Below are 25,836 nucleotides of genomic sequence, written 5' to 3'. Positions count from 1 at the left end.
CGTGCGGTGGTGGTGTCGGGTGATGAGGGTGCGGTGGGGGAGGTGGTGGCTCATTTTGCTGGGTTGGGGCGTCGGGTGCGGCGGTTGGTGGTGTCGCATGCGTTTCATTCGCCGCGGATGGAGGGGATGTTGGAGGAGTTTCGTACGGTGTTGAAGGGGGTGGAGTTCGGGCGGCCGGGGTTGGCGGTGGTGTCGACGTTGTCGGGTCGGTTGGCGGGTGGTGAGGATCTGCGGCATGCGGAGTACTGGGTGCGTCAGGTGCGGGAGGGGGTGCGGTACGCGGACGCGGTCGGTGCGATGCGGGAGGCGGGTGTGACCACCTTCCTGGAGATCGGCCCCGACGGCATCCTCACCGCACTCACCGCCCAGGCCGTGCCCGACCCGGACGCCGTCACCGCCCTCGCCTCCGTGCGCGCCGGCCGGCCCGAGGCCGAGTCCGTGGTGCGCGCCCTGGGCGAACTGCACGCCCGTGGCGTCCGAGTGGACTGGGAGGCGTACTTCGCCGGCTCCGGCGCCCGCCGCGTCCCCCTGCCGACGTACGCCTTCCAACGGCGTCGGCACTGGCTCGACCAGACCGCCCCGGCCGACGGCGACCAGGGCCGCACACCGGTCCCCCCGACCGCCCCGCGAGCCGAGCCGGCCGCCGAGTCCGCCGGCGCCGTACCGCTGACCGAACGGCTCGCGGACCTCGCCGGGATCCAGCGCGAGACCTACGTCCTCCAGGCCGTCACCGCGCAGCTGCGACGTGTGCTCAAGCTGGCCGACCCGACCGACATCGCACCGGTCAAGCCGTTCCAGGAACTCGGCCTCGACTCCCTGACCGGGGTCGAGCTGCGCAACCGGCTCGCGGCGGACACCGGTCTGAAGCTGCCCGCCACCGTGATCTTCGACCACCCCAGCCCGGCCGCGCTCACCGCCTACCTGCTCGACGCGGCGGCCCCCGCACCGGCCGACCCCGCCACCGCCGTCCGCACCCGCCTCGACGAACTGGAGACCTCGCTCGGCGCGCTGCCCGACCACGGCGACGCCCGCACCGAGGCCGCTACCCGGCTGCGCCGCCTCCTGGAGGACCTCACCGGGCAGACGGTGACCGCCGCCACCCCGGCCGCGGGCCCCGTGGACGCGCGGGAGCTGATCGAGGCCGCGTCCGCCGACGACATCTTCGACTTCATCGACACCCGGCTCGGCCGCGCGGCGGACTGACCCGGGTGTGCGGGCCGCCCCTCCCGGGCGCCCCGCACACCCACGTGTCCCGCCCGGAACTCGACGAGAGGCTCACTTCGCATGTCTGCTGTCCCGCCCGCCGCCACCCCCGATCCCGCCGCCGCCCCCGAGCCGACCCGGGAACAGAAGCTGGTCGACTACCTGAAGTGGGTGACCACGGACCTGCACAAGGCACGCGAACGGATCTCCGAGCTGGAGTCCGCCGCCGCCGAACCCGTCGCCATCGTCGGCATGGCCTGCCGCTTCCCCGGCGGGGTCACCTCCCCGGAGGAGCTGTGGCGGCTGGTCGCCGAGGGCCGCGACGCGATCGGCCCGTTCCCCGCCGACCGGGGCTGGGACCTGGACGCCCTCTACAGCCCCGACGCCGACGACCCCGGCACCTCCTACACCCGCGAGGCCGGGTTCCTGGACGGCGCGGCCCTGTTCGACGCGGACTTCTTCGGCATCTCACCGCGCGAGGCCCTCGCCATGGACCCGCAGCAGCGCGTCCTGCTGGAGACCGCGTGGGAGGCGCTGGAGGACGCCGGCATCGACCCCGCCGCCCTCAGAGGATCGCGCACCGGTGTGTTCGCCGGCGTGATCGAGCAGAGCTACCTGGGACTGTCCGGGCCCGAGGAGCTCGAAGGCCATCTGATGACCGGCAAGCTCGGCAGCGTCGCCTCCGGCCGGATCGCCTACGCCCTCGGTCTGGAGGGGCCCGCGCTCTCCGTGGACACCGCCTGCTCCTCGTCCCTGGTCGCCCTGCACCTGGCCGTGGAATCCGTCCGGCGCGGCGAGTCCTCGCTCGCGCTGGCCGGCGGCGTCACCGTGACCGCGACGCCCGGCGGTTTCGTCGACTTCAGCCGCCAGCGCGGTCTGGCCCCCGACGGACGCATCAAGTCGTTCGCGGCGGCGGCCGACGGCACCATCTGGTCCGAAGGCGTCGGCCTGCTGGTCGTGGAGCGGTTGTCGGACGCGCTGCGCAATGGTCATCGGGTGCTGGCGGTGGTGCGGGGCAGTGCGGTGAATCAGGACGGTGCGAGCAATGGGTTGACGGCGCCGAACGGTCCGTCGCAGGAGCGGGTGATCCGGCAGGCGCTGGCGGACGCGGGGTTGGTCGCGGCGGACGTGGACGTGGTGGAGGCGCACGGTACGGGGACCCGGCTCGGGGATCCGATCGAGGCGCAGGCGCTGCTGGCGACGTACTGCCAGGACCGCGAACAGCCGCTGTACCTGGGCTCGTTGAAGTCCAACCTGGGACACACCGTCGCCGCCGCCGGTGTGGGCGGGGTCATCAAGATGGTGCAGGCCATGCGGCACGGCACCCTGCCGCGCACGCTGCACGTCGACCGGCCCACGCCCATGGTCGACTGGTCGGCCGGCGCGGTGGAACTGCTCACCGAGGAACGCGCGTGGCCGGGCACGGACCGGCCGCGCCGGGCCGCCGTGTCCGCGTTCGGCGTCAGCGGCACCAACGCCCACGTCATCCTGGAGGAACACCCCGGCCCGCGGCAGGACGAACACAAACAGGAACGGGCGCAGGCGGTCGGCGGCGCGCCGCTGCCCGCGGTGCCCTGGTTCCTCTCCGCCCGCGGCGAACGGGCCCTCGCCGCCCAGGCCGAACGCCTCCTCGCCCACCTCGCCGAGCACCCCGCGGCCACCGCCGCCGACATCGGCCGCTCCCTGGCCGCCACCCGCACCCTGCACGACCACCGGGCCGCCGTCACCGGCGCCGACCGCGCCGAACTCGAGGCGGCCCTGCGCGACCTCGCCGCCGACCCCGGCCGCGCCCGCGTCCTGCCCGGCGCGGTGCCCACCGGCACGGTCGGTTTCGTGTTTTCGGGTCAGGGGTCGCAGTGGGTGGGGATGGGGCGGGAGTTGGCGTCGGTGTTTCCGGTGTTCGGTGCGGTGTTGGATGAGGTGTGTGGGGTGTTGGATCCGTTGGTGGGTGGGTCGTTGCGGGAGGTGATGTTCGAGGGTTCTGGTGGTGTGTTGGATCGGACGGGGTGGACGCAGCCGGCGTTGTTCGCGTTCGAGGTGGCGTTGTTCCGGTTGGTGGAGTCGTGGGGTGTGGTGCCGGGTGTGGTGGCGGGGCATTCGGTGGGGGAGTTGGTGGCGGCGTATGTGGCGGGTGTGTTGTCGTTGGGGGATGCGTGTCGGGTGGTGGCCGCGCGGGCGGGTTTGATGGAGGTGTTGCCCGCGGGGGGTGTGATGGTGGCGGTGGAGGCGGGGGAGGGTGAGGTGGTTCCCTTGCTGGTGGGTCGTGGGGGTGAGGTGGGTTTGGCGGCGGTGAACGGGCCGCGTGCGGTGGTGGTGTCGGGTGATGAGGGTGCGGTGGGGGAGGTGGTGGCTCATTTTGCTGGGTTGGGGCGTCGGGTGCGGCGGTTGGTGGTGTCGCATGCGTTTCATTCGCCGCGGATGGAGGGGATGTTGGAGGAATTTCGTACGGTGTTGAAGGGGGTGGAGTTCGGGCGGCCGGGGTTGGCGGTGGTGTCGACGTTGACGGGTCGGTTGGCGGGTGGTGAGGATCTGCGGCATGCGGAGTACTGGGTGCGTCAGGTGCGGGAGGGGGTGCGGTACGCGGACGCGGTCGGTGCGATGCGGGAGGCGGGTGTGAGCACCTTCCTGGAGATCGGCCCCGACGGCATCCTCACCGCACTCAACCGAGGCATCCTGGACGACAGCCCCCGCGCCCTCGCTCTCCAGCGGCGCGGGCGCGCCGAGGCCCGCACCCTGGTCGAGGCGCTCGCCGACCTGCACCTGGAGGGCGTCCGAGTGGACTGGGAGGCGTACTTCGCCGGCTCCGGCGCCCGCCTCCTCCCCCTGCCGACCTACGCCTTCCAGCACCAGCGCTACTGGGTGACGGCGCCGGAGACGACCGCCGCCGACGCCACCGGGCTCGGCCTCGACCGGTCCGGGCACCCGCTGCTCGGCGCGGCTCTCACCCTCGCCGACAGCGACGAGACGGTGTTCACGGCCGGCCTGTCGGCCCGCGCCCACCCGTGGCTGGCCGCGCACACGGTGGCCGGCGAGGCCGTCGTACCGGACGCCGTCCTGGTCGAACTCGCCGTCCGGGCGGGCGACGAGACCGGCTGCACCACGGTCGAGGAACTCACCCTGAAGGAGCCCCTCGTCCTGCCCGCGCACGGCGCACTGCACCTGCAACTGCGCGTCGGAGCCGCCGACGCGGACGGACGGCGCACCCTGACCGTGCGGTCCCGCGGCGAGGACCCCTCGGCCGGCTGGGTCGCTCACGCCCACGGCACGCTGGGCCTGACGCCGTCGGCCGGGCGGGCGGCCGACGCGGACCCGCGGCCGTGGCCGCCCGCCGACGCCACCGCCGTCGACGTGGACGCACTGCACGAGCGGTTCGCCGCCGCCGGCACCGGCAGCGCGCCCGAGCTGCGCTGCCTCACCGCGGCGTGGCGGCGCGACGGCGAACTCCTCGCCGAGGTACGGCTGCCGGACGGCCTCGCCGACCAGGCGGACGGCTACGGCGTTCACCCCGCGCTGCTCGACGCGGCCCTGCGCCCGCTGCTCGGACCCGACCGCGTGGCACGGCGCTGGACGGGCGTCCGCCTGCACGCCACCGGCGCCCGGGAACTGCGCGCCCGGCTCACCACCGATCCGGACACCGGCGACCTCGCCCTGCACCTGGCCGACCCGGCCGGCGCGCCCGTCGCCGAGGCCGACGCCGTCACCGCCGGGGCGGCCGACGCCCAAGCGCTCGCCGCCGCCCGCGACCGGCACCACGACGCGCTGTTCCAGGTCGACTGGACACCGCGCCCGCCGGCCCCCGCGACCCTGCGCTGGGCGGACCTCTCGCCCGACGGCGGCGGCACCGGCCCGGCCGAACTCGCCGCCGCCGTCACCGCGGGCGCCCCGATCGACGCCGTACGGCTGCGGCTCGTCCCGCCGCCCGGCGGCACGTCCCCGCACGCGGTGCACGACACGCTGACGCGGGTACTGGAGCTGACCCGGCGGTGGCTCGCCGAGGACGCCCTGGCGGGCGTACCGCTGGTCGTGCTCACCAGCGGCGCGGTCGCCGTCGCCGACGGCGAGGACATCCGCGACCTCGGCGCCGCGGCCGCCTGGGGCCTGCTGCGCTCGGCCCAGTCGGAGGCGCCCGGCCGGCTCGTCCTCGCCGACGTCCACGACCCCGACGCTCCCGGTCTGGACGCCGTCCTGTCCGCAGCGGTCACCTCCGGCGAACCGCAAGTTGCCGTACGCCCCGCCACAGAGCCACGGGCGGCCGCGCTTTCCGCTACGGAGCCGCAGGTCACCGTAAGTCCCGCCGCAGATCGGCAGGTTGCCGTAAGTCCTGTCCCAGACCCGCAGGTTGCCGTGCGTCCCCCTGCGGAGCCGCAGGCCGTCGTGCGGTCCGCCGCAGACCCGCAGGTCGCTGTACGGCCCGCCACAGACCCGCGGGTGCTCGTCCCCCGGCTGGTCCGGGCCGGGCGGCCCGGTGCACCCGCCGCTCCGGTCTGGGACCCGGACGGCACCGTGCTGATCACCGGCGGCACCGGCTCGCTCGGCGCGCTGTTCGCCCGGCATCTGGTCACCGCGCACGGCGTACGGCACCTACTGCTGGTCAGCCGGCGCGGCGCCGACGCCCCCCGGGCGGGCGCGCTGCGCGAGGAGCTGACCGCGCTCGGCGCCACCGTCGCCGTCGCCGCCTGCGACGTGTCCGACCGCGACGCCCTCGCCGCCGTGCTCGCCGCGATCCCCGCCGAGCACCCGCTGCGCGGCGTCGTGCACACCGCGGGCGTCCTCGACGACGGCGTGATCGGCGCCCAGAGCCCCGAGCGGCTCGCCCGGGTCCTCGGGCCGAAGGCGGACGCGGCCTGGCACCTGCACGACCTCACCCGCGACCACGACCTGACCGCCTTCGTCCTGTTCTCGTCGATCGCCGCACTCGTCGGCGGGCCCGGTCAGTCCACCTACGCCGCCGCCAACGCCTTCCTCGACGCGCTGGCCCGGCACCGCGCCGCCCACGGCCTGGCCGCCACCTCCCTCTCCTGGGGCCTTTGGGCGCGGGCCTCCGAACTGACCGGCGACCTCACCGAGACCGACCTGCGGCGCATCGCCCGCAGCGGCTTCAAGCCCGTCGAGACCGCCCAGGGCCTCGCCCTGTTCGACCTCGCGCTGCGGCTCGGCCGGCCCGACCCGGTGGCCACCCCGCTGGACACCACCGCCCTGCGCGACCAGCCACGCGTCCCGGCCGTGCTCACCGGCCTGGTCCGTATCCCGCGCCGGCCCGCCGCCCACGGCGCGGCCGACGCCGCGCCCGCGCTCGCCGACCGGCTCGCCGGGCTCGACGGACACCCGGCGCGGCATGCCGCCGTCCTCGCCGCGCTGCTGGAGGAGACCGCCCGCGTCCTCGGCCGCACCGGCGCGGACGGCATCGCGCCGGACCGCTCCTTCCCGCAGCTCGGCCTCGACTCGCTCACCTCCGTCGAACTGCGCCACCGCGTCGCCGCGCTCACCGGACTGACCCTGCCCGCCACCGTGGTCTTCGACCACCCGACCCCCGACGCCCTGGCCGGCCACCTGCTCGGCGCCCTCGACGCCGGCCCCGCCGACGCCGCCGCCGCGGACGAGGTCGACTACGCGGCCGACATCCACCTGCCCGCCGACATCGCCCCGGCCGCCGAGGTCGTTCGCACCGTCGCCGACCCGCGGGAGATCCTGCTCACCGGAGCCAGCGGCTTCCTCGGCGCCTTCCTGCTGCGCGACCTGATGCGCACCACCACGGCCCGCGTGCACTGCCTGGTCCGCGGCTCGGACCAACGGGCCGCCGAGCAGCGGCTGCACGAGAGCCTGCGGTGGTACCGGGTCTGGGACGACATCGACGAACAGCGCCTGCGCGTCGTGGTCGGCGACCTCGCCCAGGAGCGGCTGGGGCTCGGCGAGGAACGGTTCGACGACCTCGCCCGCACCGTCGACGCCGTCTACCACGCGGGCGCCTCCGTGCACTGGCTCAAGCCCTACCAGGCGCTGCGCGACGCCAACGTCGACGGCACCCGCGAGGTGCTGCGGCTCGCGGCCCGGCACCGCACCGTGCCCGTCCACCACGTCTCCACCGTCGGCGTGTTCGACGGGCCCGTCACCCCGGGCGTCCCGCTGCGGGTGACCGATCCGACCGGCCCGGCCGAGGCGCTGCCCAGCGGCTACCTGCGCAGCAAGTGGGTCGCCGAGCAGATCGTGGAGCTGGCGCGCGAGCGGGGCCTGCCGGTGTCCGTGTACCGGGTCGACGTCATCTCCGGCGACCGGGACAACGGCGCCTGCCAGACCCGCGACTTCGTCTGGCTCGCCCTCAAGGGCCTGCTCCAGGCGCGCCTCGTCCCCGCCGGCACCGGCGGCCGCTTCCACCTGCTGCCGGTGGACTACGTCAGCGCCGCGATCCTGGGCATCTCCCGGCGGCCCCAGGGCGCCGGCGGCACCTACCACCTGTTCAACCGCAGCTCGCTCGGTCTCGCCGACTGCGTGACGTACCTGCGCCGGCTCGGCTACCGGCTGGAGGAGGCCGAGGGGGAGCGGTGGCGGGCGGCACTGCGCGCGGACCGGGACAACGCCCTGCTGCCGCTGCTGCACGCCTTCGAGATGATGACCTCCGACACCGACGCCTTCTACCCGGTCCTCGACACCGGGGAGACGGAGGCCGCGCTGTCCGGCACGGGCATCGCGTGCCCGCCGCTGACCGAGGAACTCTTCGGCAGATACGTCGGGTTCTTCGTCCAGGAAGGCCACTTCCCGCCGGCCCCCTGATCCCCTCGCGGGCCGCCGCCTCCCGGGAGACGGCGGCCCGCGTCCCGGCCGGAGGACATCCGTGCCCGGGTCGAGCCCCGGCAGGACCCGGTCCCGCGCTTTCAGACCGGTGTGCACTCGCGCGAGCGCCTGCGGTGAAAAGGATTTCCGGAGCGGTGCGCGGTAATTCAGCGGGCGACCGGCGGGAATCGCACGGTCACTCGCCGGTAATCGGCCGGTAATCGCTGGGGAACCGCACGGGAATCGCCGCCGGTCCCGGCCGGAAAAAGGAGGCAATGGATGCGATCACCGCGTGTCCGGACCCCGGGCGGTCCAAGGGGGAAACGGTGCGGGAAACGGCGCGTAAATCCCCCTCGAACGCCCGGCGCCTCACGCCGGCTCGGCCTGGTCCGCGGCCCGCCGGTCGTAGTCGGCGCGGGCCGTGGCGATCTCGCTCTGGTGCTCCTCGGTCCAGATGACGAGGCTGCGGATCGTGTCGTGCAGCGTCGCCCCCAGCGGCGTCAACTCGTACTCCACCCGCGGCGGCACCACCGGGTGCACCGTGCGTTTGACCAGGCCATCGCGTTCCAGCTGGCGCAGCGTGACGGTCAGCATGCGCTGGCTGATGCCCTCGATCAGCCGGCGCAGCTCGCTGAAGCGCAGCACCCGGCGGTCCAGCAGCGCTATCACCAGCAGGGACCACTTGTCCGCCACCCGGTCCAGGATCTGCCGCACCTCACAGCCCTGACGGGTGTCCCACTGCATCACCTCGTAATCGTCGGTACCCGTGCAGTGAGTCGGTGACTTCAAAGTGCCTTCTTCCATAGTCATCGAGCCTGCCCGATGATGCCTGTGGTTACAAGTGGGAACCGCCTACGACTCCTCGCGAACGTTTCGCCTGCGAGTCGGCGACTTCAGCGGTCGCCCCGATTCCGCCACCCATTTTTTCCTCAGCAAGGAGTCAATTCCGTGTCCGCACTGCAATCCTCTCCGGACAGCGGCACTGATCGCATGAGCGGGCGCGCTTGGGGCGTGCTGTTCGTGCTGTGTGGTGCGATCTTCCTGGAGGGCGTCGACGTCGCCATGCTCAACGTCGCCCTGCCGTCGATCCGCGCCGACCTGGACCTGTCCACCGGCATGCTCCAGTGGGTGATGAGCGCCTACGTCCTCGGCTACGGCGGCTTCATGCTGCTCGGCGGTCGTGCCGCCGACCTCTTCGGGCGCCGGCAGATGTTCCTGGCCTGGCTGACCGTGTTCCTGCTGTTCTCCGGGCTCGGCGGTCTCGCCACCGAGGGCTGGATGCTGATCGTCGCCCGGTTCGTCACCGGTGTGTCGGCCGCGTTCATGACGCCGGCCGGCCTGTCGATCATCACCACCAGCTTCGCGGAGGGCCCGCAGCGCAACAAGGCCCTGCTCGTGTACTCGGGCACCGCGGCCGGCGGCTTCTCCATCGGCCTGGTGATCGGCGGTCTGCTCGCCTCGGTCGACTGGCGCTGGGTGTTCTTCGCCCCGGTGATCCTCTCCTTCCTCATCCTGGCCACCGGCGCCGCCCTGATCCCCAAGTCCGCCAAGCCCGACCGCAGCGGTCAGAGCATGGACGTGGCCGGCGCGTTCAGCGTCACCGCCGCGATCCTGCTGCTGGTCCTCTCCGTCGAGCGCGCCACCCACGTGCCGGCCGTGCAGACCGTGCTCACCGTCGCCGCCAGCCTGGTGCTCTTCCTCGCCTTCACGCTGATCGAGCGCAAGGCGTCCGCCCCGCTGGTCCGGCTCGGCCTGCTGCGGGCCGGCAGCCTGGTCCGCGCCAACCTCGCCGGACTGCTGTTCGCCGCCGGGTTCTTCGGCTTCCAGTTCGTCGTCGTGCTCTACCTCCAGGAGTTGCGCGGCTGGTCGACCCTGGAGACCAGCTTCGCGATGATCGTCATCGGCATCGACGCGATCCTGTCGCCGACGCTCACCCCCAAGCTGGTGAACAAGTTCGGCAACGCCCGGGTCATCTTCGGCGGTCTGCTGCTGGCCGTGCTGTCCTACGCCCTCATGCTGCCCCTGGGCCTGGACTGGACGTACCTGATGATGTTCCCGAGCCTGATCGTGCTCGGCCTGTCCTTCTCGCTGGCCTACGGCCCGCTGACCATCGTCGCCACCGAGGGCATCGAGGAGGAGGAGCAGGGCGTGGCCGGCGGTCTGCTGTACACCTGCTTCCAGTTCGGCGCCGCGCTCGGCCTGTCCTCGGCCTCCGCGGCCATCACCGCGGCGACCGACGGCACCGGAGCGCAGGCCATGCTGGACGGCTACCGCGCCGCGCTCGTCGTCCCGCTCGTCGCCGCGGCGGCCGCCGTCCTCGTCAGCGCCTTCGGCCTGCGCAGCCGCTCGGGCATCGGCGCCGAGGACCCGGCCCTGGCCAGTGGCCCGCTGCTGGAGTCGGTGGAGACCACGCGCTGATCCGCCGGCCCGGCGACCCCGGGCCGCCCGCCGGACCCGGCCCGCCGGGTCCCCGAGACTCGTCCCAGGTTTTCGTTCCCCCGGGCCTGGGGCGATCCCCTTTCCCGCACCCCGGTGCGGCGGCCCGGACGGCGCACACGCCGTCCGGGCCTTCACGTGTGCGCGCTCCGCGCACACGTGTGCCCCGCGCCGGGTGTGCGGGCGACTTACCGGCCGCTGACCGCGCGCACACCCGGCGGGGAACGGCGGACCGGTGCGGAGACTTTCGGGTTACCGGCGTAAGAGCGCCCGTCGCCAGACTGAATTCCGCACACCAGCCCTGCCCGATCCGTTCCGCGTCCGCCGCGTTGGAACACGGCCGGAACAGGACCGGAAGCAAACCGCCGAGGAGGCAGAATGACCACGAACGACGGTGCGATCGCCGCGGTGCTCGACGAGGTGAAAGCACAGGCCGGCCGGTTCCGTGAATCCGGGCCGAAGGCGGAGGAGCGTCGCTGGATTCCCGATGAGAACATCGAACTCCTCGAAAAGGCCGGTGTTTTCCGCCTCAATGTGCCGAGCCGCTTCGGTGGTCTGGAGGCCCCGGTCGCCGACCAGGTGCGCATCCTGAGCGAGATCGCCCGCGCCGACACCGCCACCGGCTGGGTGGCGATGATCTGGGTGTCCAGCTCCTGGGTGCCGAGCCTGTTCCCGGACGAGGCGCAGAAGGAGGTGTACGCCGACGGCGCCGTACGGGTCTCCACCGGCTTCACCCCCAGCGGCGCCCTCACCGCGGTGGACGGCGGTTACTCCCTCAGCGGCAGCTGGAAGTGGATCTCCGGCTCGCGCGGCGCCGGCTGGGCGCTGCTCGCCGCGCTGCTGACCGCCCCGGACGGCACGCCCGTGCCGTACGCCGCGCTGGTGCCCTTCGCGGAGCTGGAGATCGCCGACGACTGGCACGCCTCCGCCGCGGCGGGCACCGGCAGCTCCACGGTCACCGCGAACGGCGTCAAGGTGCCCGCGCACCGGGTGGTCCTGCTGCCCGAGGTGCTCGCCGGCACCACCGGCGACCGGTCCAACACGGGGGCCACGGGCCGCAATTACCCCTTCATCCCGTTCTTCATGGCGCAGGGCGCCGCCGCCTACCTCGGCATCGCCCGCGGCGCCTTCGACCTGTTCCTTGAGCGGCTGCCGGGACGCGGCATCACCTACACCTCCTGGACCGACCAGAGCCAGTCGCCGCTGACCCAGATCCAGGTCGCCACCGCCGCGAACAAGATCGCCGCGGCCGAGGCGCTCCAGGAGACGTGGCTGCGCTCGCTCCAGGAGCACGCCGACGCGGGCACGCTGCCGTCCGTCGCGGAGCGGGCCGCGGTGCGCGGGCAGGCGGCGTACGCGATCCAGCTCGCCAAGGAGGCCGTCGACGAGCTGTTCGAGGCCAGCGGCGCGTCGGTGATCCTGCGGGACGTTCCGTTCCAGCGCTTCCACCGCGACCTGCGCGGGCTGTCGCTGCACGCGCTGTTCGCCTTCCACACCAACCAGGAGGTCCACGGCCGCGCCCTGCTGGGCCTCGCCCCGGACACGCCGTTCCTGTGACCGGCGCCCGCGTGAACCATCCCTGACCAGGGCACCGGCGCCCGCCTCGGCCTCCGGCGCCGGTGCCGGTGCCGGAGGCGGGTGCCGCGGTGTCCCGGCGCCCCAGGCGCCGCCGTGTCGCGGCCCCCTGCCCTGACACGACCTCCTGGGGGCCTGGTGCCGGCGCGGCCCGCGCGGGCCGTGCCCCGCTGCCGTCTGCGGCACTCACAGCGGCCCCTGACGCCGACGCCGCCAGCGAGTGCGCCGGCCGGCCCCGCCACCGGCCGCGACTCCGCGCCTCTCCTCCGGCGACCGAGCCACCACCACGAGGCCCCCTCGGCCCGCCCCCGAAGGCCCTTAGCGGCACCCGAAAGCGGACGTCGCCCCCGGCCTGGGGCCGCCGCGTCCGTACGCGACGCGTGCCACCGCCCCGTACGCCCCGTATCAGGCGAGCCGCCACCCCGCGCCCCGTTCGGCGCCTTCACCTTCCCCTCCAGCACGGGATTCCCCTCCAGCACGGGAGACGAAGCCATGACGCAGTCAGACATCCTGGTCCTGGGCAGTACCGGCAAGACCGGACGCCGGGTCGTTGAGGCCCTGCGCGCACGCGGTGCGACGGTGCGCCCCGCCGGGCGGTCCGCCGAGGTCCGGTTCGACTGGAACGACGACCGCACCTGGGAGCCGGCCCTGACCGGCGTCCGCGCGGCCTACCTCGTGGACCGCCAGGACCAGCCCGGCGCCTGGGACGCGGCGGCCGAGATCGCCGCCCTGGCCAAGCTCGCCGCGGACAGCGGCGTGCGCCGCCTGGTCCTGCTCCAGGCCCGTACCACCGGCCTGGTCGGCGGCAAGGACCTCGGCGCGGGCGAGCGCGGCGTGCGCGACTCGGGGGCCGAGTGGACGGTGCTGCGACCCAACTGGTTCTGCCAGAACTTCGACGAGGGCGTGCTGCTGGACTCCGTCCGCGCCGGTGAGCTGCGGCTGCCCGCGGGCGACGGCCGCGAGCCGTTCGTGGACGTGGCGGACGTCGCCGAGGTGGCCGCCACCGCCCTGCTGGAGGACGGGCACCAGGGCCGCGTGTACGACCTGAGCGGCGCCCGCGCCCTGACCCTCGCCGAGGCCGCCGAGGAGATCTCCCGGGCGTCCGGACGGACGGTGCGCTACGTCCCCGTCGCCCACGACGACTACGTGGCGGAACTCGTCTCCTACGACGTCCCCGCCGACTACGCGGCCTTCGTCGCCGATCTCGTCGGACAGATCCGGGAAAACCTCCACTCCACGCCCACGGACACCGTCGAACGCGTTCTGGGCCGCCCGCCGCGGGACTTCACGGATTTCGTCCGGGAAGCCGCCGCGAGCGGAGTGTGGAACACCTGATTCCCGCGTTCCGGGGTTATTCCGGGAACCGCCGGGTTCCCCGGCGGTGAGTCGGTGACTTGAAAGTGCCTTCTTCCCCGTGGGAACGGTGTGCGGCACGCTGGGACCGACCGGTGGCACATGACCCGTGTCCTTCTTTTTCGACTCTTCTTTTGAGGTGCCGCGATGGGTGCTGTGAAGGTGGCTGCGTTCTCGGATATCGAGAGTGCCTTCGTGAGCTATATCCAGGACATCGTGTACTGCACGATGATCACCGTCGACAAGAACGGGCGGCCGCGCGCACGTGTGCTGCTGCCCGTCTGGGAGACGGTGGACGGCCGCCCGGTCGGCTGGATCGCGGCGTACAAGACCCCGGTCAAGGCGGCACACCTGGCGAACAACCCGCACACCACGTACGCGTACTGGAACCCGCGGCAGAACGCGGTCTTCGTCGACAGCGTCTCCTCCTGGGTGGACGACGAGGAGACCAAGAAGTACGCCTGGGACCTGTACGCCAAGGGGAGTCCGCACGGTGTCGGATACAACCCGCGCAACTTCTGGCGACTCGGCCCCGGCGACCCGGAGTACCACGTCATCAAGATCGAGCCGTGGCGGGTCCAAGTGCTGCGCGGCTCGGACCTGAGCAGCCGCATCTGGACCGACGCGTCCCGAGGCTGAGCCGACACGACCGACCGGGGGAGTCCCGACCCGCCCCGGGGGAGTGTGCGGACCCGGCCCCGCCGCCCCGGCCACAGGTCACGCCGACCGGGGCAGGCGGCGCGGCTGCTTCCGCCCGGCGGTCCGCACCGCGGCCGCGGCCGCGGAAACGCCGGCATCGACGTCGGCATCGGCATCGATATCGGCATCGGCATCGGCATCGGCACCAGCGTCGATATCGGCATCGGCGTTGATCGGCCGCGCGTCGGCCGGTGACCGCGCCGCCCGCAACTCCGCCTCGGCCGCGGCGAGATGGTCCATCTCCCAGCCGGCGCCGAACGCGGCGGCGTACGCCTGAGGTCCCAGGACGTCGCGCGCCCGCTCCGCGATCCGCTCCACGTCGGCGCGCTCCGCAGCCGGCAGCGGCGCGCCCGAGCGGGTCCGGGTCGCGTCGGCGGTGCCGAGCAGCCGGGCCGCCCGCTCCGCGCCGCCCGCCAGCGCGTGGCCGCCGGCCAGCCCCTCCAGGGCCAGCGCGACCGCGCGCGGGTCCTCGGACGCGACGGCGGCGGCCAGCCCGTCCCGGTGCCGCCCCAGACAGTCCGCCACGTCCCCGCGCAGCTCCGCGCAGAAGCCCAGCTCGGCCAGGACCAGCGCCAGGCCGTTGCTCGCCCCGCGAGTGCGGTTCCACGCCAGCCACGGGCGCAGGTGCTCCCCGGCCGCCGTCAGGTCGCCCCGGCGGCGGGCGCCGAGCGCGAGACCCAGCTCGGCCATCTGCTCGGCCGGCCGGTTGCCCTGCTCGGCCGCGAGCCGCAGCGCCCGCCGGTGGAACTCGTCCGCCTCGTCGTAGCGCCCGGACAGCAGCGCGATCCGGCCGAGGCCCGACAGCTGGCGGGACACCTCCGACCACAGCTCCAGCGACTCGGCGCTGCGCAGCCCCTCGCGGTGCAGCTGCGCCGCCTCCTCGTACGCGGCGGTGATCTCGGCGTGCACGGCCAGCGCCTGCGCCGCCTTCAGCTGGCCCCACGCGTCCCCCAGACCGGTGAAGCGGGTACGGGCCTCCAGCGCGTCGTCGTGCAGCGCGTCCAGGCTGCCCCGGGCCATCGCCAGGGCGGCCCGGCTGCTCAGCGCGGCGGCCACCCCCCAGGCGTCGCGCAGCGCCCGGAAGTCGGCGAGCACCTCGTTGAGCCGGCCCTCCGCGGCGGACAGGGCGCCCACGTCCCACAAGGCGTACCCGACGAACCACCGGGCGCGCGCCAGGCCGGTGCTCCGCGCCGGACCCGTCGCCTCCCACGCCGTCCGGCACTCGTCCTCCGGTTCCACCTCGCCGAGGAGCAGTCCGATGCCCTCGCACCAGGTGGCGGCCTCGGCCCCGGCCGGGTCGTCGGGCGGAGACGGGGCCGCCTCCAGGGCGGCGGCCAGGGAGCGCCGGGCCTCGGTGAGCCGGCCCATCAGAATCCAGAACCAGGCCAGCGCGTTCACCAGCCGCAGGGCCAGCTCGCCGGCCGGGCAGGCGGCCGCCTCCCGGGCGGCGCGTCGGAAGTTGGCGGTCTCCGCCGACAGCCGCAGCAGCCAGCGGTGCTGCTCGGGCCCGTGCAGATGCGGCCGGGCCCGCTCGGCCAGCTCCGTGTAGTGGACGGCGTGCCGCCGTGCGACCTCGGCGCTCTCCCCGGCCTCCGCGAGCCGGGCCTGCGCGTACGCCGCCACCGACTCCAGCAGCCGGTAGCGGGCGCCGGCCGGGCCGTCGCCGCGGGTCACCAGGGACCGGTCCACCAGCCGGGCCAGGATGTCGACGACCTCCTCGGCCGTGATCTCGCCGCCGGCGCACACCTCCTCGGCGGCGGCCAGCGTGCAGCCCTCGGCGTGCACGGCCAGCCGCCGCAGCACGGTCTGCTCCGGGGGCGTGAGCAGGCCCCAGCTCCACTCGATCGTCGCCTGGAGCGTCTGCTGCCGGTGCGGGGCGCCCCGGTAGCCGGAGTTGAGGACGCGGAAGCGGTCGTCGAGCCGGGCGAGCAGTTCGTGCACGCCCAGCGCCCGCACCCGGGTGGCGGCCAGCTCCAGCGCCAGCGGAATGCCGTCCAGACGGCGGCAGACGGCCGCGACCGCCGGGGCGGTGCCGGCGTCGAGCACGAAGGAGGGGTCGGCGGAGCGGGCGCGCTCCACGAACAGCCGTGCCGCGCTGGCGCGTTCGAGCGCGTCCGGCTGCGTCGAGCGGGGCAGGTCCAGCGGCGGCACGGGCCACACCGTCTCGCCCTGGAGGCGCACCGGCTCGCGGCTGGTGGCGAGCACGGTGACGCCGGGGGCGCGCTCCAGCAGCGTCCGCACCAGCGCGGCGACCTCGTCGAGCAGGTGCTCGCAGTTGTCCAGGACGAGCAGCAGCCGGCGGGAGGCGGCGAACTGGAGCAGTTGCAGCTCCGGTCCGCAGACGCTCTCCCCGGCCCGCGCCCCGCTCTGCTCGACGTCCTCGCGGATGCCGAGCGCGGTCAGCACCTGCTGGGCCAGGCACCAGTGCTGGACCGCGTGGGCGCGGCGTTGCAGCCCCGCCAGTTCCACCAGCCGCACGCCGTCGGGGAAGTCGGCGCCCGCCCGCGCGGCCACGGCCACCGCGAGCCGGGTCTTGCCGACGCCGCCGGGCCCGACGAAGGTGACGAGGCGGCTGCGCGCCAGCAGCCGCCGCCCCTCCTCCAGCGCCGCCTCCCGGCCGACGAGCGCGTTGGGGAAGTCCGGCAGATCGGTGCGGGCGCGCGGCGCGGCCGCGACGGCGACGGGCGCGGGCCGCTGCCGCAGCGTGGGGTCCTGCCGCAGGATGGCCTGGTGCAGCACCTTCGCGGCCTCGCCGGGCACCAGGCCCAGTTCCTCGTCGAGGTGGCGGCGCAGATCGGCGTAGCTGTCCAGCGCCTCCGAGGACCGGCCGGCCAGGTGCAGCGCCCGCATCTGCGCCATGCGCAGCCGCTCGCGCAGCGGGTGGGCCGCCACCAGGGCCGCCAGTTCGCCCACCAGCAGACTGTGCTCGCCGAGTTCGAGGCGGGCGTCGAAGTGCTCCTCGACCGCGGCCAGCCGTTCTTCCTCCAGACGGGCGATGGCCGGGCTCACGAAGGGCTCGTCCGCGAAGTCGGCGAACGCGGGACCGCGCCACAGGGCCAGCGCGTCGGCGAGGACCGCCGCCCGTGCGCGGGAGTCGCCCCGCGTGCGCGAGCGGGCCACCAGGGTCCGGAAGCGCCGTACGTCGACCGCGTCCTCGGGGGCCCGCAGCGTGTAGCCCGGCGCGCGGTGGATCACCAGGTGCCGGGCGCCCTCCTCGGCGTCCTCCAGGGCCCGTCGCAGCTGGGAGACCTTCGCCTGGAGCGAGGCCGTGGGGTTGGCGGGGGGCGTGCCGCCCCACAGCGCCTCGATGAGGCGGACCGTGGGCACCACCTCGCCGTGGTGGGCGAGCAGACTCGCCAGCAGGGCGCGGACCTTGATCTCGGGAACCCGAACCGTCCGCCCCGTAGCGGTCCGCACTTCGAGCGGGCCGAGCACCCCGAATCGCATGGGGCCACATTAGCCCAGATAACGTCCCTACCGATGGGTCGCCAAAAGTCGTTCATCTCACTGTCATGACCGCCCCCGAGGGTAAAGATTCGGCCAACTCGCCTCTGGTGCGAGTGTGTTGGACGAGGTACTCGCACGCGCGCGAACTGCGGGATCACCGCGGGGAGCCGCCAATTACCGGGTCATGGTCCGAAGGGGAGACGGCAGAGCTAGCTTCTTTCCGGAATTGGCCGGAACGCCATATGCGAAAGACCAATTGAGGAGTGGTCCGGCCGCCTCCGAATACGATCGAGGAGTCACGGTGACAAAGACCGCCGTACCGGCCGCCGTACCCGAGGACGTCATGGAAGTGGTGGGCCGTACCTTCGCGGCGGCCCTTCAGGAGGGCCTCAGCCGGGTGAGCCCGCCCTGGGCCGCCGCCGGGCCGCGAGCGCCCGGACTGCCAGGGCAGCCCGGACGGCGTGAGCCGCTGCCCGCCGCGCACGCGGCCCTGCTGCGCGACCACCGCGAGGAGATCCTCGCCCGGCTGGCCGACGCCCTGCCCGCGACCCTCGCCGCAGCCGGGCGCCCCGACGGACGGCAGATGACGGCGGTGCTCGTCGACTGGGCCCGCACCCTGCTCGCCGTGGCGGCCGCCGGCGCCCACCGGGCGGGCGGGGCACCGAGGCTGTCGAGCCTTCAGCTGGAACTCACCGTGGCCACCCTCCTCCTGGAGTGCGCCTTCCGCGCCCTGCCCGAGGTGCCCGCCCGGGACCGGGCACTTCAGACGCTGGGCCGCGCCCTGCGCGGCGGCCGCTGACCGCCCGGGGCGGGGGAGCCGGACGGCGGCGCGACGGCGCGCCGACGGGAGCGCGCGCGTCGCGCACCGCCTGACGCGCAGGCCCGTGCGAGACGGCAAACGGAGCCGCCCGGTTCGGAGTGTGAGACACGTGGGGGACCGCCACCCGGGAGCCGGGCGGGGAGAAGGGCCAGATCAGCGAGGCGGGCCCCGGGGCGAGCCCGGCGCGCCCGGCGCGGGGTACGCCCCCGCGTCTCATACGTCGTCCACAACGTGGGACGGCTCTTGGTGCGGCGCCGCGGCTGCGGTAGAAATGGGCCCCATGAATCACGAGCCCTTGGTGCGACGCCTGGTCATCGACCTGTGCCGACGCGCGGCTCCGTGTTGTCGCTGAACCCGCGTCCCTGACGCTCCTCACCACCGGCCGGCGGTCCAGCCCGCGCCGGTGACGCGCTGACCCCGCCCTCCGTGCCGGGGCCGCTCCTTCTCCCCTCGAAGCCCTGGCGCCCCGAAGCCCCCCGCGCCCAGGGCTGTCCGCCCACGTCGGCCGGCAGCGGCTCCGCATGCCCCGGCGTCCCCTGGAGGCCCCTCCATGACCTCGACGTCCACGGCGTCTTCGGCGTCCCCGGCAACCCGTCCACCCGAGGCCGGCGCCGGCAAGGTCCCGGCGCCGCGCCGGCGGCGCGCCCTGTCCCGGGCACGCCGCGCCGCCCTGCCGTTCGGCTCGCTCCTGCTGTTCCTCGCCGGATGGCAGCTGCTCGCCGCGAGCGGGACGTGGAGCCAGACCCTGGTCCCGCCGCCGGCCAAGGTGTGGGACGCCTTCGTCGACGTGTCCACCACGCACGACGGCGTACGCGGCTACAACGGCACCTACCTCGTCGAACACCTCGGCATCAGCCTGCGCCGCATCGCGTTCGGCGCCGGCATCGGCATCGCCGCCGGAGTGGTCTTCGGCCTGCTCATGGGCACCGTCGGCTGGCTCCGCTCGCTGTTCGAACCCTGGATCACCTTCCTGCGGACGCTGCCGCCGCTGGCGTACTTCTCCCTCCTCATCATCTGGCTGGGCATCAACGAGGAACCGAAGATCACCCTGCTGGCGGTGGCCGCCTTCCCGCCGGTGGCGGTGTCCACCACGACCGCCGTGGCCGCCGTGCCGAGCAGCCTGGTCGAGGCGGCCCGCGCTCTCGGGGCGTCGCGCTGGGACGTAGTCAAGGACGTCGTCGTCCCCTCCGCGCTGCCCGAGACGCTCACCGGCGTCCGCCTCGCCGTCGGCGTCGCCTACTCCTCCCTCGTCGCCGCCGAGCTGGTCAACGGACTGCCCGGCATCGGCGGCATGGTCAAGGACGCCGCCAACTACAACAACACCCCCGTCGTCCTCGTCGGCATCATCGCCATCGGCGTCTCCGGACTGGTCATCGACGGCCTGCTGCTGCGCCTGGAACGCGCCGTCGTCCCCTGGCGCGGCCGTGTCTGACCGCTCCTCCGCTCCCCGGCAACGCCCGCTCTCCTCCCGCCCCCTGCACAGAAACGGTCCCGCCATGCCCCGCGTCCCCCAAGGCCCCTCCCGCCGACTGCTGCTCGCCGGCGCGCTCGCCGTCGCCTCCGCGGCCGTCGCCGGCTGCTCGTCGGACGGCGACGGGGCTTCCGGCGGCGCCAAGCGCCTGCGCATCGGCTACTTCGCCTTCCCGAGCGGCGACCTGATCGTCAAGAACAGGAGACTGCTGGAGAAGGCCCTGCCCGACTACAAGATCACCTGGATCAAGTTCGACTCCGGGGCCGGCGTCAACCAGGCCTTCCTCGGCAAGTCCCTCGACATAGCCGCCCTCGGGTCCAGCCCGTTCGCCCGCGGCCTGTCCGGCTCCTCGCCGATCCCCTACAAGGTCGCCTGGATCCTCGACGTGGCCGGTGACAACGAGGCACTCGTCGCCCGCAAGGGCAGCGGCGTAAGCACGGTCGCCGGACTCAAGGGCAGGACCGTCGCCACCCCCTTCGCCTCCACCTCCCACTACAGCCTGCTCGCGGCGCTGGAGACGGCCGGCCTCAAGGCGTCCGACGTCAAGCTCGTCGACCTCCAGCCGCAGGCGATCCTCGCCGCCTGGCAGCGCGGCGACATCGACGCCGCCTACGTCTGGCTGCCCACCCTCGACGAACTGCGCAAGACCGGCACCCAGCTCACCAGCAGCAAGCGGATCGGCGCCGCGGGCAAGCCGACCCTGGACCTCGCCGTGGTCTCCGACGACCTGATCGCCAAGGACCCGGCGGCGATCGACGCCTGGCGCAAGGCCGAGGCCGAGGCGCTGCGCATCCTCAAGTCCGACCCCGACGGGTCCGTGAAGGCCGTCTCCGCCGAACTCGGCATCAGCGCGGCGGACGCCAGGGCCCAGCTCTCCCAGGGTGTGTTCCTCACCCCCGAGCAGGTCACCTCCGCCGACTGGCTCGGCGCCGACGGCAGGCCCGGCAAGCTCCAGGGCTACGTCGCCGACACCGCCGCGTTCCTGGCCGAGCAGAAGCAGATCGACGCCGCGCCCTCCGCCGACGCCGTCCGCAAGGGCTTCTACCTGAAGGGGCTGCCCGATGTCCTCAAGTGAGACGACGACGGCCGCCGCGAGTACGCCGACCGGAGCCGACGGCGCCGTCCGGCTGGAGAACGTCGTCCACCGCTACAGCCGGGGCGGCGAGACCGTCACCGCCGTGGGACCCGTCGACCTGACCGTGCCCGCCGGCGAGTTCCTGGTCCTGGTGGGCGCCTCCGGCTGCGGCAAGAGCACACTGCTGCGCCTGATCGCCGGCTTCGAACGGCCCACCCAGGGCGCCGTACGGGTCTCGGGCGCCGCACCTCGGCCCGGCGCCACAGCCGGCGTCGTCTTCCAGAGCCCGCGGCTGTTCCCCTGGCGGACCGTGCGCGGCAACCTCGACCTGGCGCTGCGCTACGCCGGGGTCGAGCGCGCCCACCGGCCCGAGCACCGGGCGCGGCTGCTGGCCCGGGTCGGCCTGGAGGGCACCGAGGAGCGGCGCGTCTGGGAGATCTCCGGCGGCCAGCAGCAGCGCGTCGCCATCGCCCGGGCCCTGGCCGCCGAGAATCCGCTGCTCCTGCTGGACGAGCCGTTCGCGGCGCTGGACGCGCTGACCCGGGAACGGCTCCAGGAGGACGTGCGCCGGGTGGCCGCGCAGACCGGCAGCACCACCGTGTTCGTGACCCACTCGGCCGAGGAGGCGGTGTTCCTAGGCTCCCGCATCGTCGTGCTGACCAAGGGCCCCGGAACCGTGGCCCTGGACCTGCCGATCGACCTGCCGCGCGGTGACGTCGACGCCGAGGAACTGCGCGGCTCGCGGGAGTTCGCCGAGCTGCGGACACGAGTCGCGCACGCGGTGAAGACCGCGGCGGCCGCCTGAACACCGCGGCCCGCGCAAGCAACCGAAGAGTCCCGCGCAAGAAACCGAAGAGAGGAAGGGACCCCCACATGAGCATCGTCAGCGACCGGCCCGAAACGACCGGGGCGCCCGCGTCGCGGCAGCTGCCGGTCACCCCGCTCGGCCCGAGCTTCGGCGCCGAGATCCACGGCGTCGACCTCGGCCGCCTCGACGACGACGGGATCCTCGCGCTGCGCGAGGCGCTCGTGCGGTACAAGGTGCTGTTCGTCCGCGGCCAGGACGGCCTGGACGACGCCGCGCAGATCGAGTTCGGCCGCCGCCTGGGCGAGGTGACCGTCGGACACCCGGTCCACGACTCCGGTGACGTGGCGCCCGAGGTGTACTCCCTGGACAGCCAGGACAACGGGTTCGCCGACGTGTGGCACACCGACGTGACCTTCGTCGAGCGGCCGCCCGCGATCTCCGTCCTGCGGGCCGTGCTGCTGCCGCCCGCCGGCGGCGACACCAACTGGGCCGACAGCCAGCTCGCCTACGAGTCGCTGTCCCCGGGCCTGCGGGCACACATCGACACGCTCACCGCCGTCCACGACGGCAGCCGCGAGTTCGGCTACTACCTGGCCCAGCGCCGCAAGGGCCGGGGCAACCTCTGGGAGGGCGAGGTGTTCACCGAACTGCGGCCGGTGGAGCACCCGGTGGTGCGGGTGCACCCCGAGAGCGGCCGCAAGGGCCTGTTCGTCAACCCGGGCTTCACCTCGCACATCGTCGGCGTCTCCGAGCACGAGAGCCGGGGCCTGCTGGACATCCTCTACGCCCACCTCACCAAGCCCGAACACGTGGTGCGCCACCGCTGGCGGTCCGGCGACGTCGCCCTGTGGGACAACCGCGGCACGGCCCACTACGCCAACCGCGACTACGGCGACCAGCACCGCGTGATGCACCGCATCACCCTGCGCGGCGACACCCCCGTCGGCCCCGCCGCCGCCCGGACCGCTACCGGGGCCGCGCGTTAGCGCGGCGGCCTACCGGCCGCCCGGCCCGCAGCAGGAGCCGTGCTCGAAGCGGCGGCCGACCTCCAGCCAGCCGGCGGCGTCCGGCGCGGGATCGGTCACCGCGCCGAGGGCGGTGAGCCGCGCCCGCTCGTGCGGGACGCCGTCGCGCAGCACCAGAGGTGTGTCGACGAGCGTGCCGAAGTCCTCGAACGGATCGCCGTCGACCACCGTCAGATCCGCGACCTTGCCGGGTTCCACCGTGCCGAGGTCCCGGTCGAGGCCGAACAGGCGGGCCGGGACCGAGGTCGCGCTGCGCAGCGCCTCGGCGGCGGTGAAACCGGCCCCGTGCAGGGCGCGCAGGGCCAGGTGGAGCGAGAGGCCCACGGGCACCAGCGGCGCGTCGGTGCCCAGGGCGAGGACGGCGCCGTGCGCGGCCAGCTGCCGGTAGGCGGCCATCTCGGTGGCCAGATCGGCCAGTTGGCGCGCGGTGGGCGCCGTCGCCGCGCGCTCGCGGACGACCGCCGCGTCCCAGGGCGGCATGAGATCGCGCACCCGAGGATCGTCGGCGAGAGCCGGGTCCGCGCCGAGCAGGCACTGCGCCGTGAACGGCGTGACGACCATCGCGAAGGCGCCGTCGGCGTACAACTCGACCAGATCCTGGCGGACATGGCCCAGCGGCGTGGTGGCGTGGCCGTACGGCAGCCGCTGGGTGGCCTGGAGATGAGTGGTCAGGTCCTGGCCGGCCGCCCGGCCCGGCGAGCACAGGTGGCTGCCGCACGGCACGCCCAGTTCGTGCGCGGTCCGCGCCGCCAGCGCCATCGTGCGGCCCGGCGCGCGGACGTAGGTCTTCACGAAGTCCACGTCCAGCGCCGCGGCCCGCCGCAGCGTGGCCCGCACCCCCGCCTCGGTGCGGTGCGCGCGGCCCATGGCGTACGCCGTGCGGGCGCCGTCGATCAGTTCGGCGCACGCCAGCGACCGGGGTCCCAGACCGTCTCCGGAGGCGGCCGACTCGCGCAGCCGGACCGCCTCGTACAGCGGGCCGCCCAGGCACGCGGTGGTGGTGATGCCCCAGGCGAGGTACGACAGGCTCTGCCGGGCGCCGTAGGTGGCGGTGTAGGGGTGGGTGTGGCTGTCGAACAGGCCGGGCAGGACGGTGCGTGCGGAGGCGTCCAGGGTGCGGTGGCCGGGCCGGCGGGCGCGGTGCGGCTCCACGGCGCTGATCCGCCCGTCCCGGATCAGGACGTCCATGTCCTGGCGCGGCTCGCCGCCGGCGCCGTCCCACAGCAGGCCGGCGTGGACGCGCAGCGGCTCCCGGGCTCCGGGCGCGGCGCGGCGGGCGGTCAGCGCGAGCGGGAGCGCGCGCCCGCGCACGGGGGAGTGCGCGGCGTCCAGGGAGAGCAGCCGAAGCTCTCCGCAGGACAGGTACAGCAGGGTGCGCGCGTCGCCCGCCCAGCTCGGGTGGTCGGCCGGTTCGTCGGTGAGCCGGCGGGCCGGGCCGGTGGGCGTGCCGTCGGCGGCCACCGGCAGCAGCCACAGCACGGACTCGGCGACGAACGCCATCCAGCGGCCGTCGGGCGACCACACCGGTCCGGCGGCGTACCGGTCGGACAGCGACTGGTGCCCGGCGGGCAGCCGGCGCCGCTCGGCCCCGGTGCGCACGTCGACGACCCGGATCAGGTGGTAGCCCTCGCGGAAGCGGTGGTTGAGCCGGTTGCGGTCGCAGAAGGCGAGGTGGCGGCCGTCGGCCGACCAGGTGGGGGCGCCGGGCGGACCGTCGGCGGCCAGCGGGCGGGCCACCACCCGCTCCGCTCCGGTGGCGAGGTCGCGCACCAGCAGGTTCCCGGCGACGTCCTGGCAGGCCAGCAGCGCACCGTCCGGCGACGGCGCCGGATACAGCCGCCCGCCACGGGTGACCGGCTCGTCGTGCGCGTCGGCCGTCCGCACCCTGCGTACCGCCATCAGCCCGTCGCGGTCGGTGCAGTACAGCAGGCTGCGCCCGTCCGGGGCCCAGGCCGGCATCTGGAGGCAGTGCACGTCGGCGGCCCGCACCAGAGGGCGCGGAACGGCCGCCCGCGCGCCGTCCCCGACGGCCAGCAGCCACAGGGCGTTGAGCGCCACGAAGGCCGCCTCACGGCCGTCGGGGGAGAGCACCGGCCGGTGGATGCCGCGCACGGGCGCGGGCGGGTCCGGGTCGGGGACGCGCCGCGCGGCCCGGCGCGGCGGCCGGGGCACCGGCGTCCGGGCCCGGAACGGGATCTCCGTCACGCCCGCGGGACCGTGCGCGCCCAGGGTGCGCACCCGGATGCGGCCGTCCGCCAGGTACAGCAGCCGGTCCTCGTCCAGCCAGCACGGCGGGGCCGCCGCCAGGTCCTCACCCGCCACGACGACCCGGTCGTCCACCATCAGGGTCGCCGTCGCGGCCGGCAGCGACGGCGAGTCGGTCGTCCCGGTCAGCCGCAGACAGGCCACGCGGCCGGCGGGCGAGACGGCCGGGCACAGCAGCCGCCCCTCGGACACCGTCCGCAGCACCCGCGCCGGTCCGCCCGCGACCGGCACCCGGACCAGCGCCCGGCCCCCGTCGTCACCGCCGTGCGCGGTGCGTTCGGCGCGCACGCACACCAGGGACCGCCCGTCCGGGAACCACGCCGGATCGTGGTCCTCGTGGCCGCCGTCGGTCAGCCGCTCGGCCCTGCCGCCGTCCGGGTCCGAGGTCCACAGCGCGTAGGAGCCGCCGGTCACCGGGTCGCCGCCGCGCTCGGAGGAGAACGCCAGCCGGGCACCGTCCGGCGACCACGCCACCGCGCGGTCGTCCCAGGGCCCGTCGCTGAGCCGGCGCAGCCCGCCGCCGTCCGGCCGCATCGCCCACAGGTGGAAGCCGCCGCCCCGGTACCCGCACAGGGCCACGGTCCGCCCGTCCGGCGACAGCGCGGGCCGGGTCGCCTCCAGGTCCCAGTCCGTGAGCCGTACGGCGTCCCCGCCCGCGCGGGGCACCCGCCACAGCACGCCCTGCACCTCGGCGATCACGAAATCGTCGGCGGCGCGGGCGGTGACCGAGCCGCCGGTCGCCTCGCGGAACGTCAGGAAGCGCCCCGCCGCGGCCCCCGGCGCCCGCACCGCGCCTGGGGACACCCCGGCGACCCCCGCCGCGGACGCCTCCAAAAAGCGCCGCCTGCTGACGAAACCGTGCTCGGCGTCCATGCCGTGCTCCTCCCGTGC

Annotated in this window: 14 protein-coding genes; 11 read left to right on the top strand and 3 right to left on the bottom strand. The window is 74.6% G+C overall.

The window, feature by feature from the left end:
• Window positions 1–6 precede the first annotated feature (6 nt).
• Both ABEB07_RS11140 and ABEB07_RS11135 read left to right on the top strand, forming a co-directional pair.
• Window positions 7–1,203 carry a phosphopantetheine-binding protein gene (locus ABEB07_RS11140; RefSeq protein WP_345668127.1) on the top strand — a complete coding sequence of 399 codons (1,197 nt, stop codon included), beginning with the start codon at window positions 7–9 and terminating at the stop codon, window positions 1,201–1,203.
• Between the two features lie 81 nt (window positions 1,204–1,284).
• Window positions 1,285–7,971: a type I polyketide synthase gene (locus ABEB07_RS11135; RefSeq protein WP_345668122.1), complete on the top strand. Its 6,687-nt coding sequence runs from the start codon at window positions 1,285–1,287 to the stop codon at window positions 7,969–7,971.
• 369 nt (window positions 7,972–8,340) lie between these two features.
• On the opposite strand, the gene ABEB07_RS11130 is transcribed toward ABEB07_RS11135, so the two are convergent.
• Complete coding sequence (locus ABEB07_RS11130) at window positions 8,341–8,775, bottom strand: winged helix-turn-helix transcriptional regulator (protein ID WP_164583503.1); 435 nt, start codon at window positions 8,773–8,775, stop codon at window positions 8,341–8,343.
• 186 nt (window positions 8,776–8,961) lie between these two features.
• On the opposite strand from ABEB07_RS11130, the gene ABEB07_RS11125 reads away from it, so the two are divergent.
• The 4 genes from ABEB07_RS11125 (at window position 8,962) to ABEB07_RS11110 (ending at window position 13,974) form a co-directional block, all read left to right on the top strand.
• Entirely contained in the window at window positions 8,962–10,389 is a 1,428-nt protein-coding gene (locus ABEB07_RS11125; protein ID WP_345668121.1) for an MFS transporter, read from the top strand.
• A gap of 396 nt (window positions 10,390–10,785) precedes the next feature.
• Complete coding sequence (locus ABEB07_RS11120) at window positions 10,786–11,964, top strand: acyl-CoA dehydrogenase family protein (protein ID WP_345668120.1); 1,179 nt, start codon at window positions 10,786–10,788, stop codon at window positions 11,962–11,964.
• A gap of 510 nt (window positions 11,965–12,474) precedes the next feature.
• Window positions 12,475–13,317: an NAD(P)H-binding protein gene (locus ABEB07_RS11115; protein ID WP_345668119.1), complete on the top strand. Its 843-nt coding sequence runs from the start codon at window positions 12,475–12,477 to the stop codon at window positions 13,315–13,317.
• Between the two features lie 213 nt (window positions 13,318–13,530).
• The gene (locus ABEB07_RS11110) at window positions 13,531–13,974 is read left to right on the top strand and encodes a pyridoxamine 5'-phosphate oxidase family protein (protein WP_343235753.1); all 444 of its coding nucleotides are present in this window, start codon (window positions 13,531–13,533) and stop codon (window positions 13,972–13,974) included.
• 78 nt (window positions 13,975–14,052) lie between these two features.
• Here ABEB07_RS11110 and ABEB07_RS11105 read toward each other — a convergent pair whose 3' ends face one another.
• Window positions 14,053–17,481, bottom strand: a complete 3,429-nt coding sequence (locus ABEB07_RS11105; RefSeq protein ID WP_345668118.1) for a BTAD domain-containing putative transcriptional regulator — start codon at window positions 17,479–17,481, stop codon at window positions 14,053–14,055.
• Window positions 17,482–17,782: 301 nt separating this feature from the next.
• On the opposite strand from ABEB07_RS11105, the gene ABEB07_RS11100 reads away from it, so the two are divergent.
• The 5 genes from ABEB07_RS11100 (at window position 17,783) to ABEB07_RS11080 (ending at window position 22,641) form a co-directional block, all read left to right on the top strand.
• The gene (locus ABEB07_RS11100) at window positions 17,783–18,280 is read left to right on the top strand and encodes a hypothetical protein (protein ID WP_345668116.1); all 498 of its coding nucleotides are present in this window, start codon (window positions 17,783–17,785) and stop codon (window positions 18,278–18,280) included.
• Window positions 18,281–18,851: 571 nt separating this feature from the next.
• Window positions 18,852–19,733: an ABC transporter permease gene (locus tag ABEB07_RS11095; RefSeq protein WP_345668115.1), complete on the top strand. Its 882-nt coding sequence runs from the start codon at window positions 18,852–18,854 to the stop codon at window positions 19,731–19,733.
• 64 nt (window positions 19,734–19,797) lie between these two features.
• Window positions 19,798–20,847, top strand: coding sequence for a taurine ABC transporter substrate-binding protein (locus ABEB07_RS11090; protein ID WP_176151339.1), 1,050 nt, complete (start codon window positions 19,798–19,800; stop codon window positions 20,845–20,847).
• The gene (locus ABEB07_RS11085) at window positions 20,834–21,652 is read left to right on the top strand and encodes an ABC transporter ATP-binding protein (protein WP_345668114.1); all 819 of its coding nucleotides are present in this window, start codon (window positions 20,834–20,836) and stop codon (window positions 21,650–21,652) included. The genes ABEB07_RS11090 and ABEB07_RS11085 overlap by 14 nt, the downstream gene beginning before the upstream one ends.
• A gap of 68 nt (window positions 21,653–21,720) precedes the next feature.
• The gene (locus ABEB07_RS11080) at window positions 21,721–22,641 is read left to right on the top strand and encodes a TauD/TfdA dioxygenase family protein (protein WP_345668112.1); all 921 of its coding nucleotides are present in this window, start codon (window positions 21,721–21,723) and stop codon (window positions 22,639–22,641) included.
• A gap of 9 nt (window positions 22,642–22,650) precedes the next feature.
• Here the strand turns inward: ABEB07_RS11080 and ABEB07_RS11075 are convergent, their stop codons facing one another.
• Window positions 22,651–25,818 (bottom strand): amidohydrolase family protein, encoded by a 3,168-nt coding sequence (locus ABEB07_RS11075; protein ID WP_345668111.1) that lies wholly within the window; start codon window positions 25,816–25,818, stop codon window positions 22,651–22,653.
• Window positions 25,819–25,836 lie beyond the last annotated feature (18 nt).

This window comes from Streptomyces similanensis (assembly GCF_039543625.1).
In the GTDB taxonomy this organism is placed as follows: domain Bacteria; phylum Actinomycetota; class Actinomycetes; order Streptomycetales; family Streptomycetaceae; genus Streptomyces; species Streptomyces similanensis.
This window is presented reverse-complemented; position numbering and strand designations above follow the sequence as displayed.